The sequence below is a fragment of the Ramlibacter paludis genome, assembly GCF_022012305.1.
GTDB classification, from domain to species: domain Bacteria; phylum Pseudomonadota; class Gammaproteobacteria; order Burkholderiales; family Burkholderiaceae_C; genus Ramlibacter; species Ramlibacter paludis.
Genome location: NZ_JAKLTM010000001.1, coordinates 250,085 through 268,306, shown reverse-complemented (window position 1 = coordinate 268,306; position 18,222 = coordinate 250,085). Strand labels below are relative to the sequence as shown.

Genomic DNA, 18,222 nt, shown 5'->3' with positions numbered 1-18,222 from the left:
CAAGGCCTCCATGTCCCAGGGAACCATCCGCATCCGCGGAGCCAGACAGCACAACCTCAAGAACCTCGATGTCGACCTGCGAACGGGTGAACTGACCGTCGTCACGGGCCCCAGCGGCTCCGGCAAATCCAGCCTGGTTTTCGACACGCTCTATGCCGAAGGGCAGCGGCGCTACGTGGAGACCTTCTCGGCCTACGCGCGCCAGTTCCTGGACCGCATGGACAAGCCCGCCGTCGACCGCGTGGAAGGCGTGCCCCCGGCCATCGCCATCGACCAGACCAACCCGGTGCGCTCCTCGCGCTCCACGGTCGGCACGATGACCGAGCTGAACGACCACCTGAAGCTGCTGTTCGCGCGGGCGGCGCAGCTGTTCGACAAGCAGACCGCGCTGCAGGTGCGGCACGACTCGCCGGAGACCATCTACGAGCAGCTGATGGCCCGCACGAAGGACGGCGACCCGCGCCTGGTCGTGACCTTTCCCGTCGAACTGCCCGCCAGCACCACGGCGGAAGAGATCGAGCAGTGGCTCTCCGCCAGCGGCTTCACCCGCGTGCAGGCCGAGCGCGAAGTCGGCACCGTGACCGGCCCGCGCAAGGTGCTGGACGTGGTGGCCGACCGCTTCCGCATCCAGGGCGTGGAGAAGGCGCGCGCGATCGAAGCGATCGAGGTTGCCTTGAAGCGCGGCAGCGGACGCATGTCGGTGTACGCCGGCGACGACGACGCGAAGGAAGTCTGGAAGTTCTCCACCGGCCTGCACTGCCCCGACAGCGACATCCGCTATTCGGAGCCGGTGCCGTCGATGTTCTCCTTCAACTCGCCGGTGGGGGCCTGCGAGACCTGCCGCGGCTTCGGCCGCGTGATCGGGGTCGACTACGGGCTGGTGATCCCGAACGACAAGCTGACCCTGCGCGCCGGCGCCATCAAGACCTTCCAGACGCCGGCCTGGTCGGAGTCGCAGGACGACATGATGCGGCACGCCGAAGCGGCCGGCATCCCGCGCGACACGCCCTGGTACAAGCTCACGCCCGAACAGAAGCACTGGGTGATCGACGGCGTGGCCGGCTACCAGGACGGCCAGTGGAACAAGAAGTGGTACGGCGTGAAGCGCTTCTTCCAGTACCTGGAAAGCAAGGCCTACAAGATGCACATCCGCGTGCTCTTGTCCAAGTACCGCAGCTACACGCCGTGCGAAGCCTGCGGCGGCGCGCGCCTGAAGACCGAGCCGCTGCTGTGGCGCCTGGGCAGCAAGGAAGACGCCGACGCCGTGCTGGAGCCGTCCAGGCGCTTCATGCCGGTGGGCGTGCAATGGTCGCGCGAGCAGCTGGAAGCGCTGCCCGGCCTGTCGCTGCACGACCTGATGATCCTGCCGATCGCGCGGCTGCGGAAGTTCTTCGACCGCGTCGAGCCGGAGGCGGAAGCCCATGCGGGCACCGGCGAGCTGCAGGCGCTGAAGCTGCTGTTCGAGGAGATCAACACGCGGCTGAAGTACCTGGTGGACGTGGGCATCGGCTACCTCACGCTGGACCGGCAGAGCCGCACGCTGTCCGGCGGCGAGGTGCAGCGCATCAACCTCACCACCGCGCTGGGCACCTCGCTGGTCAACACGCTGTTCGTGCTGGACGAGCCCAGCATCGGCCTGCACCCGCGCGACATGGGCCGCATCACGCAGGCCATGCACCGCCTGCGCGACGCCGGCAACACGCTGGTGGTGGTGGAGCACGACCCCGCCGTGATGGTGGCGGCCGACCGCATCATCGACATGGGCCCGGGCCCGGGTGAGCGGGGCGGCCAGATCGTCTTCGACGGGACCACCAACGACCTGCGCGACGCCGACACGCTGACCGGCGCCTACCTGGGTGCACGCAAGCATGTGGGCATGGGATTCAAGCGCGCCGTCACCGAGTCCACGCCGCGGTTGGTGCTGGAAGGCGCGCGCGAGCACAACCTGCAGAACGTCGCCGTGGAGTTCCCGCTGCAGCGGCTGGTGTGCGTGACCGGCGTCTCCGGCTCGGGCAAGTCCAGCCTGGTGCAGGACATCCTGGCCCCGGCGCTGCTGCGCCATTTCGGCCGCGCCACCGAGACGCCCGGCCTGCACGACCGCCTGCTGGGCGCCGAGCAGCTGGCCGACGTGGTGTTCGTCGACCAGTCGCCGATCGGCAAGACCGCGCGCTCCAACCCGGTGAGCTACGTCGGCGCCTGGGACTCGATCCGCGAGATCTTCGCGACCTCGCCCCTGGCCAGGCAGCGCGGCTACACCGGCAGCAAGTTCTCGTTCAACTCGGGCGACGGGCGCTGCCCCACCTGCGGCGGCTCGGGCTACGAGCACGTCGAGATGCAGTTCCTGTCCGACGTCTACCTGCGCTGCCCGGATTGCGACGGCAAGCGCTACCGGCCCGAGATCCTCGAAGTGCACATCGAGCGGCAGGCGATCGGCGCGCTCGAACCGCGCCGCCTCAACGTGGCCGACGTTCTGGACCTCACGGTGAGCGAAGCGGCTTCGCTGTTCGCCAACGACCGCGACGTGATTCGCGCGCTGCAGCCCATCGTCGACGTCGGCCTGGAGTACGTGAAGCTGGGGCAGCCGGTGCCTACCCTTTCCGGCGGCGAGTCGCAGCGCCTGAAGCTCGCGGGCTTCCTGGCGGAGGCGGCGCGCTCCGCGTCCTCGAGCCGGCAGGCCAAGGCCACCAAGGGCACGCTGTTCCTGTTCGACGAGCCGACCACCGGCCTGCACTTCGACGACATCGCCAAGCTGATGCGGGCGCTGCGCAAGCTGCTGGAAGCGGGCAACTCGCTGATCGTCATCGAGCACAACCTCGACGTGATCCGCGCGGCCGACTGGCTGGTCGACCTGGGGCCGGAAGGTGGCGACCAGGGCGGCCTGGTGGTGGCCGAAGGGCCGCCGGAGCAGGTCAAGCTGCATGCGACGTCGCACACGGCGAAGGCGCTGCGCGACTACGACTCGACGCTGGGCGTCGGCAGCCTGGCGGTGAGCGAGAAAGACGCTGCCGACTACGCCGAACGCGCGACTCGCGCCGCCGAGCGGCCGAACGCGATCCAGATCGTCAACGCGAAGGAGCACAACCTCAAGAACCTGTCCGTCGACATTCCGCACGGCAAGTTCAGCGTGATCACCGGCGTCTCGGGCTCCGGCAAGTCGACGCTCGCCTTCGACATCCTGTTCAACGAAGGCCAGCGCCGCTACCTGGAATCGCTGAACGCCTATGCGCGCTCCATCGTGCAGCCGGCGGGCCGGCCCGAGGTCGACGCGGTGTACGGCATCCCGCCGACCGTGGCGATCGAGCAGCGCCTGTCGCGCGGCGGCCGCAAGTCCACCGTGGGCACCACCACCGAAGTCTGGCACTTCCTGCGCTTGCTGTACGTGAAGCTGGGCATCCAGCATTGCGTGAACGACGGCGCCGAGGTGAAGCCGCAGACCGTCGATTCCATCGTGGCGCAGATCATGAAGCGCTACAAGGGCCAGCACATCGGCCTGATGGCGCCACTGGTGATGAACCGCAAGGGCGTCTACACCGAGCTGGCCGACTGGGCGCGGCCGCGCGGCTATTCGCACCTGCGCGTGGACGGCAACTTCCTGCCCACCACCGGCTTCCCGCGCATCGACCGCTTCAAGGAGCACACCATCGAGCTGCCGGTGTGCGACCTGGACATCACGCCGGCCAACGAAACGCTGCTGCGCGAGAAGATCGCCGTCGCACTGGAACACGGCAAGGGCATCCTGCACGTGCTGGCGCCGCTGGACGGCCTGAAGGCCGCCTTCCTGAACGGCATCGGCAAGCACGACGCCATCGGCAAGGTGGAAGTGTTTTCCACGCTGCGGGCCTGCCCGGTCTGCGCCACCAGCTATCCCGAACTCGATCCGCGCCTGTTCTCGTACAACAGCAAGCACGGCTGGTGCCCCGACTGCGTGGGCACCGGCGTCAAGCTGACGCGCGCGCAGCGCGAGGTGTTCGACGACACGGTGTTCGCCGAGGAGAAGGGCCGCGAGCAGACCTTTGCCGAGCCCGAGGTGGAAGACCTCACCGACGAGGTCTGCGCCACCTGCCACGGCAGCCGCCTGAACAAGCAGGCGCGCGCGGTGCGCTTCGACAAGACCGGCATCGCCGACGTCGCCGCGCTGTCGGTGCGCGACGTGCGGCGCTGGGTCGAGAGCCTGCAGGTGGCCGACGTGCTGAGCACCCGCGAGCAAGGCATCTCGCGCGACCTGATCCCCGAGATCCGCTCGCGGCTGGAATTCCTGGAGGAAGTGGGCCTCGGCTACCTGACGCTGGACCGCGGCGCGCCCACGCTTTCTGGCGGCGAGGCGCAGCGCATCCGGCTGGCGGCGCAGCTGGGTTCCAACCTGCAGGGCGTCTGCTACGTGCTGGACGAGCCGACCATCGGCCTGCATGCGCGCGACAACCAGATCCTGCTGGACGCGCTGCACAAGCTGGGCGGCAAGGGCAACACGCTGGTGGTGGTGGAGCACGACGAGGACACGATCCGGCGCGCCGACCACATCATCGACATCGGCCCCAGCGCCGGCAAGCGCGGCGGCCGCGTGGTGGCCCAGGGCACGGCGGACGACGTCACCGCGAACGCGGATTCGCTGACTGGCCGCTACCTGCTGCACGCCATGAAGCATCCGCTCAAGGCGCGCCGCGAGGTCGAGGGGATGGACGGACGCGAGCCTCCCGGTGCGCCCGTGGCGGCCAAGCCGCCGGCGGCGCCCAAGGGCAAGAAGCTGAAGTCCATGCTGGCCCACATGTCGAGTGCGCTGCCGGTGACCGCCGGCACCGAAGCTGCATCGTTCCTGCGCCTGAAGGGCGCCGACCTGCACAACCTCGACGACGTGGACGTCGACGTGCCGCTGCGCCGGCTGGTCGTCGTCACCGGCGTCTCCGGCTCCGGCAAGTCGACGCTCGCGCGCGACGTGCTGCTGCACAACGTGCAGGCGGCCGTGCAGCAGCGCAGCACCAAGGCCGGCCGCGACGCCGACGATGCGGGCAAGCGTCCCAAGTGGAGCGGCTGCAAGTCGGTGGACGGCTACCAGACCATCGACCGCGTGCTGGAAGTGGACCAGACGCCGATCGGCAAGACGCCGCGTTCCTGCCCGGCCACCTACATCGGCTTCTGGGACACCATCCGCAAGCTGTTCGCGGACACGCTGGAGGCGCGCGCGCGCGGCTACGGCCCGGGCCGCTTCTCCTTCAACACCGGCGAAGGCCGCTGCCCGACCTGCGAAGGCCAGGGCGTGCGGACCATCGCGATGAGCTTCCTGCCCGACGTGAAGGTGCCGTGCGAGGCCTGCCATGGCGCGCGCTTCAACCCGGAGACGCTGGCCGTCACCTGGCGCGGCAAGAGCATCGGCGACGTGCTGCAGATGGAAGTGGACGAGGCGGTGGAGTTCTTCGCGACGATGAACAACATCGCCCATCCGCTGCAGCTGCTGCGCGACGTGGGCCTGGGCTACCTCACGCTGGGGCAGCCTTCACCGACGCTTTCCGGCGGCGAGGCGCAGCGGATCAAGCTGGTGACCGAGCTGTCCAAGGTGCGCGACGACATCACGCGCCGGGGCCAGAAGGCGCCGCACACGCTCTACGTGCTGGACGAGCCCACGGTGGGCCTGCACATGGCGGACGTGGAGAAGCTGATCCGCGTGCTGCACCGGCTGGTGGACGGCGGCCACAGCGTGGTGGTGATCGAGCACGACCTCGACGTGATCGCCGAGGCCGACTGGATCATCGACCTCGGGCCGGAAGGCGGCAGCGCCGGCGGCAAGGTGGTGGCTGCGGCCTCGCCGGAGGATGTGGTGGCGCTGGGCACGCATACCGGGGTCGCGCTGGCACCGGTGCTGGCACGCTGAGTGCGGTTGGCGGCATGAAGATCTTCTACAACGAGGCGCATGCCCAGCACCACGGGCGGCACGAGATGTTTCGCGGCGAGCTGGTGCCTTGCTTCGAGGTGCCCGCGCGCGCCGACTACGTGCTGCAGGAGCTGAATGCGCGCAAGTTCGGCAGCATCGCGTCCGCGCCCGAAGTGCCGCGCACGGTGCTGGAGCGCATCCACGCGCCGCGCTACCTCGACTTCCTCGCCGGCGCGTGGAACGAGTGGGTTGCGCTGGATCCGAGGAACGCCGAACGCGATGCCATTCCGTCGTACTGGCCGATCCGCACCTTCCGCACCGACGTGCTCCCCGCGAGCTTCTTCGCGCGCATGGGCCTGTTCTCGTTCGACGCCGGTTCGCCCATCACCGCCGGCACCTGGGACGCAGCGCGGCGCGGCGCCGACTGCGCCGTCGCCGGTGCGCGCGCGCTGCTCGCCGGCGAGCGCGCCGCCTTCGCGCTGACGCGCCCGCCGGGCCATCACGCGGGGCACGACTTCTTCGGCGGCTACTGCTTCCTGAACAACGCCGCGATCGCGGCGCAGGTGCTACGCGACGCGGGCCTGCAAAAGGTGGCCGTGCTCGATCTCGACTACCACCACGGCAACGGCACGCAGGCGATCTTCTACGAGCGCGGCGACGTCTTCTTCGCCAGCGTGCACGGCAACCCGCACACCGAGTATCCGTACTACCTCGGTTACGCCGACGAGACGGGCAGCGGCGCCGGCGCCGGCTGCAACCTCAACCTGCCGCTGCCGCGCGGGACGGGATTCGCGGCCTGGCGCGAAGCGCTGGCCCAGGCCCTGGCGGCGATCCGCGGTTTCGGTGCGGAAGCCATCGTGCTCTCGCTCGGCGTCGACACCTTCGAAGGCGACCCGATCTCGGGCTTCGGCCTGCGCAGCGACGATTACCTGCGCGTGGGCGAAGCGCTCGCGCGCACCGGCCTGCCGATGTTGTTCGTGTTCGAGGGTGGCTACGCGGTGGCGGAGGTCGGGCGCAACACCGTGAATGTGCTCGAAGGTTTCGAAATGTTGTGATTGCAAAGTCGGCGTCGTCCGACAGGGCTGTCGGAAACGAGCGCACGGCACGAGGGGAACCATCCTCTAGCCTCGGCTTCCTCCCCAACCCCCGAGGTAGCCATGAAAGCTTTACTTGCCACGACCGCGGTCGCATTCTCGGTCCTGCTGGCCGCGTGCGGCGGCGGTGACGAAGGCGTGATCGTCGACGAGAAGGATCCGTCGCCGTCCGGCCAGGCCGCGTCTGTGACCGTCGCCGCGGCGACCGACGCCAACCTGAATGGCGTCTACGCCAGCACCAACGTCAACTCGAACAACGTCACCAAGGTCAATCCCATCGGCGGCGATCCCGAGACCTGCCGCTTCAAGTTCAACGGGCTCACGCAGACCGGCGGCATCCGCATGATGGACGGCGACGTGCGCTACATCCCGGGCAGTCCGGACCTGCGCACCACGATCGTCTCGATCGCCGCGGTGGAATTCCGGCTGCTCGGTTCCGCGGGCGCCGCGGTGGACCGCGCCAACAACCGCGTCAACTTCGCCGGCGCGACGTTCACGTCCACCACCGGCTCCGGCGCGACCATCACCCTGACCGGCGCCGTTCCGATGCGGCCCGACCGTCCGGAAGGCTGCTGAGCCAAGGGCGCCTGTCGCGCAGGTTACGGCCGCCCGGGCTACTCCCGATTGCCGTTGGAAGGGCGACGCGCTGCAATGCGCGCTCGCCCTTTCGCTTTCACAGGAGCCCCGATGCGCCGTCGCCACCTCGTCCAGCTTGCCGCCGCCACCCTGGCCGCGGCCAGCCTGGGCGCCCACGCCCAATCCACGTTTCCCGCCAAGCCGATCAAGCTGGTGATCGCCTTCCCCGCGGGCGGGCCCACCGACATCACCATGCGCCAGCTGGCCGACAACGCCGGCAAGATCCTCGGGCAGCCGGTCGTCATCGACAACAAGCCGGGCGCCGGCGGCACGCTGCCCGCGCAGCTGCTGCAGACGTCCCAGGCCGACGGCTACACGCTCGCGCAGATCCCGCTAGGGGTGTTCCGCCTGCCGTACACGACCAAGATCGCCTGGGACCCGGTCAAGGACATCAACTACGTCATCAACCTCACCGGCTATGCGTTCGGCATCGTGGTGCCCGCCGACAGCCCGTTCAAGAACTGGGGCGACTTCGTCGCGTATGCCAAGGCGAACCCGGGCAAGCTGAGCTACGGTTCCACCGGCACGCTGACCAGCCCGCACCTGACCACCGAGCTGGTCGCGCAGAAGCTGGGCCTGCAGTTGAACCACGTGCCGTACAAGGGCAGCGCCGACCTCGCCGTGGCCATCACCGGCGGCCACATCATGGCGGCGGCCGATTCCACCGGCTTCGCGCCGCTGGTGCAGGCCGGCAAGATCCGCGTGCTCAACACCTGGGGCGAGAAGCGGCTCGACAAATTCCCCGATGCGCCGACGCTCAAGGAACTGGGTATCGACGTGGTGCAGAACTCGCCCTTCGGCATCGGCGCGCCGCGCGACACGCCGCCCGACGTCGTGAAGAAGCTGCACGACGCCTTCAAGAAGGCGATGGAAGATCCCAGCTACGTCGCCGCACTGGCCCGCTACGACATGCTGCCGATCTACATGGACCCCGTGCAGTACACGCGCTTCGCACAGGACACCTTCAAGAGCGAGAAGGCCCTGGTGGAGAAGCTGGGCCTGGCCAAGCCGAACTGAGCGTGAGCTTTTTCCGACGCGGTGTCACGCCGCGTCGGAGCGCGCCGCCGCGGCGCACGAGGCAGGATGGCGGAGCATGCCCAAGCTCCCCCACAAGCCCCTGGTCTGGCTGCCAGCCTGCCACCGCAATCTCGACCTGTCCGATCCCGGCGGCTACACCGTGCTGGCCGACCGCTACGCGGCCGCGGTCACGGCGCTGGGCCTCCAGCCCGTGCTGTTCCCGATGGCCGAAGCGGACGACGTGCCCTGCCTGCTGCCGCTGGTGGACGGCGTGCTGCTCACCGGCTCGCCTTCCAACGTCGAGGCCACGCATTTCGGCGCCGCCGCGCTGCCCACCGACCTGCTCGATCCGCGCCGCGACAAGCTCACCATGCGGCTCGTGCGCGAGGCGTTGATGGCGGGCGTGCCGCTGTTCGGCGTGTGCCGCGGGCTGCAGGAGATCAACGTGGCGCTGGGCGGCAGCCTGCACCAGGCTGTGCACAGCGCAGGCGGCATGCTGGATCACCGCGAGCCCGAGAGCGAGGACCTGGCCGTGCAGTTTGCCGAGGCGCACGACGTGCTGCTGGAGCCGGACAGCGCCTTCGCGCGCTGGGCGGGAGGCACGCGGGCGAAGGTGAACTCGCTGCACGGGCAGGGCATCAAGCGTCTCGGCGAAGGGCTGGTGGCCGAGGCCCGTGCGCCCGACGGCCTGGTGGAAGGCGTTCGGGTCGCCGCGGCGCCGGCCTTTGCCTATGGCGTGCAATGGCACCCGGAGTGGCGCCACGAGCAGCATCCGTTCTACGAACGCACCTTGCAGGCGTTTGCCGAGGCCTGCCGCGAACGCCGGCGGGCGAAGGACGAGGAGGCCGCGGTCGCGTGAGCGAAGCGGCGCGCCTTCAAAGCCCTGGGTTCCCGCCTGCGCGGGAATGACCGGGGGAAAGAATCGCGCGGGCCACTTCAGCGAAACCTGCCCCGCGCTCCCCTGCAGTCACGTAGCGCGGCTTGAACGCCAGCTGGTCCACGAAGCGCCGGATGTTGGCGACGCCCACGCTGTGCGGGAAGTGTTCGAACATCAGCACGTCGTTGGTCGAATCGCCCACATAGGCCCAGTGCTGCAGCTCCGCATCGAGGTCGCGGCCCAGCAGCTCGCGCACGATCCAGCGTGCGCCGGCCAGCTTGTTGTGGCCGCCGTACCAGCCGTTCACGTGGATCGAGCTGACCGTGGCGTTCATGCCTTCCTGCCGCATCAGCGCAACGACGCGGGCTATCGCGTCCTGCGGCAGGTGCGCGAACTCGCTGTGGTCGATGGCGATGTCGGTCTCGCGGCCCGGGCTGTCCTGCGAGATCGTGGCGCCGGGCACCTCGCGCACCACGCGCTGCGCGACCTGCTGCATGCGCGCGAAGTTCGCGCGGCGCGTCGCTTCGTCCTGGATGTAGATCTTCTTCAGCCGGCCGCCCTCGTTCACGAGCGCCACCGCGCCGTTCTCGGCGACGATCGCATCGACCGGCCATTGCAGCGCGAAGGGCTCGCTCCAGCCGACGGGACGGCCGGTGACCGGGATCACGTGCAGGCCGGCCGCGCGCAGCGCGCCCAGCGCCGCGATGACATCGGGCGTGACCGCGTGATTGGTCGTGAGCGTGTCGTCGATGTCGGTCAGCACGCCGACGATGCCGGCGCGCTCGGCGGCCGGCCATTCCTGCAGCGGCTTCAGCGTTCGGCTCCCGTCAGCACCCGTCCCAGCCATGCCGGACGTGCCGGCACTTCGCGTGTGATGCCGGGAATCAAGGAGGACCCCGCCAGGGCGCTGCTGGCCACCGGCGGGCAGGCGCCGTGGTCCGAGTGGTACAGCGCCGCGTTCAGCAGCGGGTCGGTGCCGCTGCCCGCAAAGGCCGCCGGGTTGTCGGTGACTGCGCAGGTGGGCGAGAAGCCGACGGTGTAGTCGCCGAAGCCCTTGGCATTGCTGCCCCGGAACTCGATCGGGAAGAAAGCCATGCCGCAGTTGTTCTTCTGGTGGAAGCCGTAGGGCTTGCCGCAGGTCTTGCTGCCCACCAGGATCACTTCCACGTCGATGCCGCGCAGGCTGTTGATGATCGATTCGCTGGCGGAGCAGGTGTTGCCCGAGGTCAGGATGTAGGCGCGCGTCAGGCCCAGCTGCGGCAGCTCCGTGCCGGCGGGGTAGCGCGTTTCGGCGAAGGTCACGGCGCCGATGAAGGGCAGCGCGCTGGCGGCCGTCTCGGCGCCGCGCTTGTCGTTGTACATCAGCTGCTCGAACACGCGGCCGTTGTTGGCGGGGCCGGTGATCATCGACGCCGTGCTTTGCGCCACGTAGAGGAAGCCGCCCGAGTTGAAGCGCAGGTCCAGCGCGATGTCCTGGATGCCGGCGTCGCGCAGCGCGCGGAAGTCGGAGATCAGTTCGTCCTGCGCGCCCGATGCGTGGTCGTTGAACTGGATGTAGCCCACGCGGCGGCCGCCGGGCGTGGTCACGACCTTGGAGACGGGCACCGAGAACGTGGCGGCCAGCGCCGTTCCCAGGTCGGCCGCGACCGGCGCCGCGGCGGACTGCGCAATGCTCGCGCGCACCGCCGACTCCGGCAGCACCGCGCTGAAGCGGTCCTTGGGCACGCCGTTGGCGTCGGGCGTCTTGACCAGCAATGCGTTGAAGTAGTCGCTGATGTTGGCGTACTGCGACGCGTCGAGCTCGGGGATTTCGTTGTACCAGAGGTACACCTCGTCCATGTACGCGCGGACGAAGCGCTTCTGCCCGTCGAGGGTGCAGATGTTCTCGAGGCTGGAGGAAGCGCCGAAGCGGACCGAGGGCGGCGGCCCCAGCGGGGCGGAGCTGCCGCCGCCGCCACCGCCGCCACAGGCGGCCAGAAGGACGGCAGCAAAGGCCAGCGCCGGAGCAAGGCGGCGGCGGGCTGGGGACATCTTCATGTTGGTCTTCCCTGGCAAACGCGAGGGCCCATTATTGCCGCGCCGCGCCCGCCGGTGGCAGGGCCTGCTAGCCGGCGCTTTGCAAAGCCAGGCCGGCGTGTTCGCGCAACAGGTGGAAGTGGATCTTGGGGAAGCGTTCCTGCGCCAGCCGCACGTCGTAGGGCGACGTGCAAAGGAAGGCCAGGGCGTTGGCCGCGTCCAGCGCCATGCGCTGCGGATAGGCGTCGGTGAAGGCCTTGAGCTCCGCCGGCGTGTCGGCCGTGATCCAGCGCGCGCCGGTGTAAGGGCAGCCTTCCAGCCGCACGTCGCAGTCGTACTCGCCCTTCAGCCGGTGTTGCACCACTTCGAACTGCAGCTGGCCGACCGCGCCCAGCAGCATCGGGCCGCCGACCTCGGGCCGGAAGACCTGGATCGCACCTTCCTCGCCGAGCTGGGCCAGGCCCTGCTGCAGCTGCTTGGTGCGCAATGGGTTCTTCAGCACGACCACCATGAACAGTTCGGGCGCGAAGAAGGGCAGGCCGGTGTACTGCAGGTTGACCGTGCCGTCGGTGATGGTGTCGCCCAGCTGCACGCCGCCGTGCGTGGTGAAGCCGATGATGTCGCCGGCATAGGCCTCGTCGACGGCCTCGCGCCGCTGCGACATGAAGGTCACCACCGAGGTGGGCCGCAGTTCCTTGGACGTGCGCTGCACCTTGAGCTTCATGCCGGGCGTGAACTTGCCCGAGGCCATGCGCACGAAGGCGATGCGGTCGCGGTGCGATGGGTCCATGTTGGCCTGTACCTTGAACACCACGCCGGAGAAGGCCTCGTCGTCGGGCTCGACCACGCGCTCCACGCTCTGGCGGTTGACCATGGCATGGCCCACGCGCGGCTGCGGCGAAGGCGCCAGGTCGACCAGCGCGTCCAGCACCTCCATCACGCCGAAGTTGTTGACGGCGGAGCCGAAGAACACCGGGGTCTGCTTGGCTGCCAGGAAGGCCGCGTGGTCCCACTCGGGCGAGGCGCCGACGGCGAGCTCCATGCTCTCGGCGGCCTGCGTGTACTCGTCGCCGAAGCGCGCCTGCAGCGTGGCGGCGTCTTCCAGCGGAATCGTGTCGAAGTCCTGCGGCCGGCGCTCGCTGCCCGACTCGAACACCGTCATGGCCTGCGTGCGCAGGTTCATGATGCCGCCGAAGCCCTTGCCCTTGCCGACCGGCCAGGTCATGGGCACGCAGGGCATGCCCAGCTCGCGCTCCACCTCGTCGAGGATGTCGAGCGGCTCGCGCACTTCGCGGTCCATCTTGTTGACGAAGGTGATGATGGGCGTGTCGCGTTGGCGGCAGACCTCGATCAGCCGCCGCGTCTGCGCTTCCACGCCGTTGGCTGCGTCGATCACCATCAGCGCCGCGTCCACCGCGGTCAGCACGCGGTAGGTGTCTTCGGAGAAGTCCTTGTGGCCGGGCGTGTCGAGCAGGTTGACCACGTGGTCGCGGTACAGCATCTGCATCACCGACGAAGCCACCGAGATGCCGCGCTGCTTCTCGATTTCCATCCAATCCGAGGTGGCGTGGCGCGAGGCCTTGCGGCCCTTGACCGCGCCGGCGATCTGGATCGCGCCGGAGAACAGCAGCAGCTTTTCCGTCAACGTCGTCTTGCCGGCGTCGGGGTGGGAAATGATGGCAAAGGTGCGGCGGCGCCGGGTTTCGGCGCCCAGGGGCGAGGCGGACAAAGGGAGACTCCGGAGGGGGCGGGCGCACGGGCGGACGCCGCGGCTGGACCCCCGTATTGTGCCAAGCCGGCAGCCGCGTGTGCTTTGCGCGGTCTTTACAAGCTGGCGCGTGACGAATCACCGGCCTTCGGCGTTAATTCCGGCATCGGAGGTCCCATGAGCCCTGCTGCCGACCCACGGCTGGCCGCCGCTGCCCTGAACCGCTTCGGGCTCGGCGCGCGTCCCGGCGAAACCCTTCCGCCCGATCCGCGGGCATTCCTGCTGGCGCAGTTCGAACGCTACGACGCGAAGGCGCCGGCCTGGTCCGGCGAGCCGGGCAGCGGCGAACTGGTCACCTACTACGGCGAGTACCAGCGCGGCCTGCGCGGGCCGGATGAACTGGCCGCGCGGCAGAAGCTGGCCCAGCTGGGGCAGGAGCGCTACCGCAGCGCGGTGCTGGCCCGCACCGCCAGCGCCGTCGAGACCCAGGCCCCGTTCGCCGAACGGCTGGTGCACTTCTGGGCCAACCACTTCGCGGTGTCGGTCGAGAAGGCGCCGCTGGGCCTGCTAGCCGGCAGCTTCGAGGCGGAGGCGATCCGGCCGCACGTGTTCGGCCGCTTCGAGGACCTGCTGCTGGCCGCCGAGCGCCATCCGGCCATGCTGCTGTACCTGGACCAGGCGCGGTCGGTCGGGCCGGAGAGCGCGGCCGGCCGGCGGGCGCCGCCGGAACGCAGGCGCGGCCTCAACGAGAACCTGGCGCGCGAGATCCTCGAGCTGCACACGCTGGGCGTGCGCAGCGGCTACGGCCAGGACGACGTGACCGAGTTCGCGCGCGCCCTCACCGGCTGGAGCGTGGGCGGCTTGCCCGGACTGCCGGCCAACGCGGCGCCCGGCGCTTTTGCCTATTTCCCGGCGCTGCACGAACCCGGGCCGCGGCGGGTGCTGGGGCAGGCCTACGACCAGCGCGGCGAGGCGCAGGCGGCGGCGATCCTGTCGGACCTCGCGCGCCATCCGGCGACCGCGCAGCACATCGCGGCCAAGCTGGCGCGGCACTTTGCCGGCGACCAGCCGCCGCCCGTGCTGCAGCAGCGCCTGGCCGAAGCCTTCCTGCAAAGCGGCGGCGACCTGCCGACCGTGTATCGCGCGCTGGTGGAATCGCCGGAGGCCTGGGCGCAGGCCCAGCCCAAGTTCAAGACGCCCTGGGACTGGACCTTGTCGGCCCTGCGCGGGCTGGGTGTGCGCGAGCCGCGCAGCACGATGCTGGCCCCGATGTTGGCCCAGCTGGGCCAGCCGGTGTGGCGGCCCGGCTCGCCTGCGGGCTACGACGACCTTGCGGCCAGCTGGATGGCGCCCGACCTGCTGCTGCGGCGGGTGGAGCTGGCGCAGCGGCTGGCGTCGCTGGCGCCGGCCACGCTCGATGCGCGGGCGCTGGCGCCGCAGTTGCTGCCCGGCGGCGTGGGTGCGGCTACGGCCACGGCGCTGGCGCGTGCCGACAGTCCGGCCACGGCGCTGGCGCTGCTGATGGTGTCGCCCGAATTCATGAGGAGGTAAGCCATGACAGCCCGTTCCCCTTCGCGCCGCGGTTTCCTCCAGCTCGCTGCTGCCGGCACCGCGTGGCTGGCGGCGCCGCGGCTGGTGCTGGCCGGCGCCGCGACGCAGCGGCGTTTCGTCTTCGTGATCCAGCGGGGCGCGGCCGACGGCCTCGACACCGTCGTGCCTTATGCCGATCCGGCCTATGCGCGGCTGCGCGGCGCGATCGCGCTGGATGCGGCGTCGCTCACGCGCATGGACGGCCTCTTCGGCTTGCATCCCGCGCTGGCCGAGACCGCGAAGCTGCATTCGGCGCAGGAAGCGCTGTTCGTGCATGCGGTGGCCTCGCCTTACCGGGATCGCTCGCACTTCGACGGCCAGAACGTGCTGGAGACCGGCGGCAGCGCGCCTTATCAATTGAAGGACGGCTGGCTGAACCGCCTGGTGGCGCTGCTGCCCAAGGAAGGCGCGGAGGCGGTCGCGATCACGCCGACCCTGCCGCTGGCCATGCGCGGCCCGGCCAAGGTCACCTCGTATGCGCCTTCGGCCCTGCGGCAGGCGCCCGAGGACCTGTTGCAGCGCGTGGAGCAGCTGTACGCGCAGGATGCGCAGCTGCACGCGCTGTGGACGGCCGCGATGGAAGCGCGCGGCATGGCGGGCGCGCCGCTGCGGCAGAACCCGGCCGAGCTGGGGCAGCTGGCCGCGCGCTTCCTGTCGCAGCCTGCCGGTCCGCGCATCGCGATGCTGGAGACCGGGGGCTGGGACACGCACAGTGCGCAAGGTCCGCGACTCGCGAACCAGCTGAAGAACCTCGATGCGATGCTGGCCGCCTTGCGCACCGGCATGGGACCGGCCTGGGTCGACACGGTGGTGCTGGTGGCGACGGAGTTCGGCCGCACCGCGGCCGCCAATGGCACGAACGGCACGGACCACGGCACGGCCTCGGCGGCGATGCTGCTGGGCGGCGCGGTGCAAGGCGGGCGCGTGCTGGGCGACTGGCCGGGGCTGGCGTCCTTGTACGAGGGGCGGGACCTGCAGCCGACGACCGGGCTCGATGCCTTGGTGAGCGCAGCGGCAGGCGAGTGTTTCGGAATCGAGCCGGAGCGGGTGGCGCGGGCGTTGTTCCCGGGCGTGCCGACGGGCAAGGCGTTGCCGCGGTTGTTGCGGAGCTAGCCGCGGTTCGGGCTGCGCCGCTCACCACGGCCTACGGGTGGATGGCGGGGATGGGGGAGCCGGGGTTTCCACCCCGGCCTACGGCTATCCGATTTCGTAGGCCGGGGTGGAAACCCCGGCTCGCCGGTGCGGCCCGTAGGCCGTGGCGGGCGCGCAGCCGAACCGCGGCTGCGTCCGACACCACGCATGCCCCACCCGCGCTAGCTTGCCCTCATGCCCGCCGCCAAGGAAGAACTCCACCTCACGGTCGGCGACCGCGAGGTCATCATCACCAGCCCCGACAAGCTGCTGATCCCCGAAGCGCGCGTGCGCAAGCGCGACCTCGTCGACTACTACCTCGCGGTGGCCGAAGGCGCGCTGCGCGGCGCGGGTGGCCGGCCTTGCGTGCTGGTGCGCTACCCGAATGGCATCGCCGAGGATTTCTTCTTCCAGAAGCGTGCTCCCGAGAAACGGCCCGACTGGCTCGAGGTGGCCCAGATCCGCTTCCCCTCGGGCCGCAGCGCCGAGGAAGTCGTGCCACGCCACGCGAGCGACCTCGCCTGGATGGCCAACCTGGCCTGCCTGGAACTGCACCCGCACCCGGTGCGCGCCGAAGACCTGGACCATCCCGACGAACTGCGGGTCGACCTCGATCCCGTGCCCGGCATCGAATGGCCGCAGATCGTCGAGGTGGCCAAGGTCGCGCACTCGGTGCTGGCCGACCTGGGCCTGGTGGGCTGGCCCAAGACCTCGGGTTCGCGCGGCATCCACGTGCTGGTGCGCATCCAGCCGCGCTGGACCTTCGACGAAGTGCGGCGCGCCGCACTGGCGCTGGCGCGCGAGATCGAACGCCGGGCGCCCCAGCTCGCCACCAGCAAGTGGTGGAAGGAAGAGCGCCACGGCGTGTTCGTCGACTACAACCAGAACGCCAAGGACCGCACGGTGGCCTCCGCCTACTCGGTGCGGGCCAAGCCCGATGCGCGCGTGTCGGCCCCGGTGCGCTGGGACGAACTCGATGCGTGCAATCCGGCCGACTTCACGCTGTGGACCGTGCCCAGGCGGTTCCTGCAGGTCGGCGATCCGCATGCGGCAATCGACGAGCAGCCGCAATCGCTGGAGCCGCTGCTGGCGCTGGCCGAGTCGCACGGCGAAGGCGACGCGCCCTGGCCGCCGCACTACCGCAAGGGCGCCGGCGAGCCGAGGCGGGCGCCGCCCTCGAAGAAGCCGCTGGTCGAAGTTGCGCGCGCGCAGCGCGAAGCCGAAGCGATCGCGGCCGCGGAGGACTGGAAGGCCAAGCACCCGAAGGCCGCGGCTCATCTGCAGCCGGCCGACGTGCTGGTGGACAAGATGCGCGGAAGTTCATCGGTGTCGTACCGCGTGCGGATCAACCTGGAGCACGTGCCGGCGCGCTTGCGGCCCAAGGCGGACAAGCCCGCTTCCACCTGATGCTGACCTAGCCCGGCGCAATCGCTGAGCCCGCCCACGTGTAGGAGCTGGCCGTCCGAGCCCGTCCCCTGTGGATGACACCTTGCGCGGCGCACCCCTGCTCAACATGGCGCATCTGTCCACGGAGAAACAAACCAGATGATCAACAAACTCACCCTCATCGCCGCCGTCGTCGCCGCCGCCGCCAGCGGCTCGGTCCTCGCCCAAACCGCCAACACGGCGACGAGCACCACCGGCACGCAGGCCACCCAGTCGGTCGCCCCGAGCGCGAGCACCACGGTCAACACCGACGCGACCTTCCGGGCGATGCCGCACAGCAACGTCACCATCGCCCCGAGCGCCACGACCAACCAGACCACGTCGGCCTCCCAGAACACCGCCACCACCAGCAGCACGCAGGCGGCAACCGGCAGCACCACGGGATCGGGCAAGAGCGGCAAGACCACGAATCGCGCGGGCAGCACCACGAGCACCACCGCCAGCCAGTCGGTCGCGCCGAAGGCGAGCACCACGGTGAACACGGACGCCACCTTCCGGGCGATGCCGCACAGCAACGTCACCATCAGCCCGAGCGCCGTGACCAACCAGGCCACGAGCGCGACGCAGAACACGGCGACGACGAGCAACACCCAGGCGGGCACCAGCGGCACGAGCAGCACCTCCACCACCCTCGGCGGCGTTGCAGCTGCGGGTGCCGGTGCCAACGGGGCTGGCGCGGTGAGCGCCGGCTCGGTGAGCAGCGCCATCAATGCCGACGGTCCGGGCAAGCACGGCCAGGGCAAGGCCAAGGGCCACGACAAGCACAAGGACTGACCCGCCGGTCTTCCAGGAAAGGGGCTTCGGCCCCTTTTTTTCGTGGTGGCCGGACCGGCCGGCGCAGACC

General features: G+C 70.0%; 12 protein-coding genes. 9 read left to right on the top strand and 3 right to left on the bottom strand.

Annotation, left to right across the window (positions count from 1 at the left end):
• Positions 1–10: 10 nt before the first annotated feature.
• The 5 genes from uvrA to LZ009_RS01330 all read left to right on the top strand — a co-directional run bounded on the left by uvrA (position 11) and on the right by LZ009_RS01330 (position 9,469).
• On the top strand, positions 11–5,863 hold the full coding sequence (gene uvrA, locus LZ009_RS01350) for an excinuclease ABC subunit UvrA (protein ID WP_275696080.1): 5,853 nt from the start codon (positions 11–13) through the stop codon (positions 5,861–5,863).
• A gap of 14 nt (positions 5,864–5,877) precedes the next feature.
• On the top strand, positions 5,878–6,918 hold the full coding sequence (locus LZ009_RS01345) for a histone deacetylase family protein (protein WP_275696079.1): 1,041 nt from the start codon (positions 5,878–5,880) through the stop codon (positions 6,916–6,918).
• Positions 6,919–7,020: 102 nt separating this feature from the next.
• Complete coding sequence (locus tag LZ009_RS01340; RefSeq protein WP_275696078.1) at positions 7,021–7,533, top strand: hypothetical protein; 513 nt, start codon at positions 7,021–7,023, stop codon at positions 7,531–7,533.
• Between the two features lie 111 nt (positions 7,534–7,644).
• A complete protein-coding gene (locus tag LZ009_RS01335; protein ID WP_275696077.1) occupies positions 7,645–8,610 on the top strand; it encodes a tripartite tricarboxylate transporter substrate binding protein in 966 nt (321 codons plus the stop codon).
• Positions 8,611–8,686: 76 nt separating this feature from the next.
• A complete protein-coding gene (locus tag LZ009_RS01330; protein WP_275696076.1) occupies positions 8,687–9,469 on the top strand; it encodes a gamma-glutamyl-gamma-aminobutyrate hydrolase family protein in 783 nt (260 codons plus the stop codon).
• Positions 9,470–9,485: 16 nt separating this feature from the next.
• Here LZ009_RS01330 and LZ009_RS01325 read toward each other — a convergent pair whose 3' ends face one another.
• The 3 genes from LZ009_RS01325 to LZ009_RS01315 all read right to left on the bottom strand — a co-directional run bounded on the left by LZ009_RS01325 (position 9,486) and on the right by LZ009_RS01315 (position 13,232).
• The gene (locus LZ009_RS01325; RefSeq protein ID WP_275697093.1) at positions 9,486–10,301 is read right to left on the bottom strand and encodes an HAD-IIB family hydrolase; all 816 of its coding nucleotides are present in this window, start codon (positions 10,299–10,301) and stop codon (positions 9,486–9,488) included.
• On the bottom strand, positions 10,298–11,524 hold the full coding sequence (locus tag LZ009_RS01320) for a S41 family peptidase (RefSeq protein WP_275696075.1): 1,227 nt from the start codon (positions 11,522–11,524) through the stop codon (positions 10,298–10,300). The genes LZ009_RS01325 and LZ009_RS01320 overlap by 4 nt, the downstream gene beginning before the upstream one ends.
• 67 nt (positions 11,525–11,591) lie before the next feature.
• Positions 11,592–13,232: a peptide chain release factor 3 gene (locus tag LZ009_RS01315; protein WP_275696074.1), complete on the bottom strand. Its 1,641-nt coding sequence runs from the start codon at positions 13,230–13,232 to the stop codon at positions 11,592–11,594.
• Between the two features lie 156 nt (positions 13,233–13,388).
• Between LZ009_RS01315 and LZ009_RS01310 the strand changes: the two genes are divergently transcribed.
• The 4 genes from LZ009_RS01310 to LZ009_RS01295 all read left to right on the top strand — a co-directional run bounded on the left by LZ009_RS01310 (position 13,389) and on the right by LZ009_RS01295 (position 18,152).
• Positions 13,389–14,762 carry a DUF1800 domain-containing protein gene (locus LZ009_RS01310; protein WP_275696073.1) on the top strand — a complete coding sequence of 458 codons (1,374 nt, stop codon included), beginning with the start codon at positions 13,389–13,391 and terminating at the stop codon, positions 14,760–14,762.
• A 3-nt stretch (positions 14,763–14,765) separates the two neighbouring features.
• Complete coding sequence (locus LZ009_RS01305; protein ID WP_275696072.1) at positions 14,766–15,914, top strand: DUF1501 domain-containing protein; 1,149 nt, start codon at positions 14,766–14,768, stop codon at positions 15,912–15,914.
• Positions 15,915–16,127: 213 nt separating this feature from the next.
• Entirely contained in the window at positions 16,128–17,339 is a 1,212-nt protein-coding gene (gene ligD, locus LZ009_RS01300) for a non-homologous end-joining DNA ligase (protein WP_275696071.1), read from the top strand.
• Between the two features lie 138 nt (positions 17,340–17,477).
• Positions 17,478–18,152, top strand: coding sequence for a hypothetical protein (locus LZ009_RS01295; protein WP_275696070.1), 675 nt, complete (start codon positions 17,478–17,480; stop codon positions 18,150–18,152).
• Positions 18,153–18,222 lie beyond the last annotated feature (70 nt).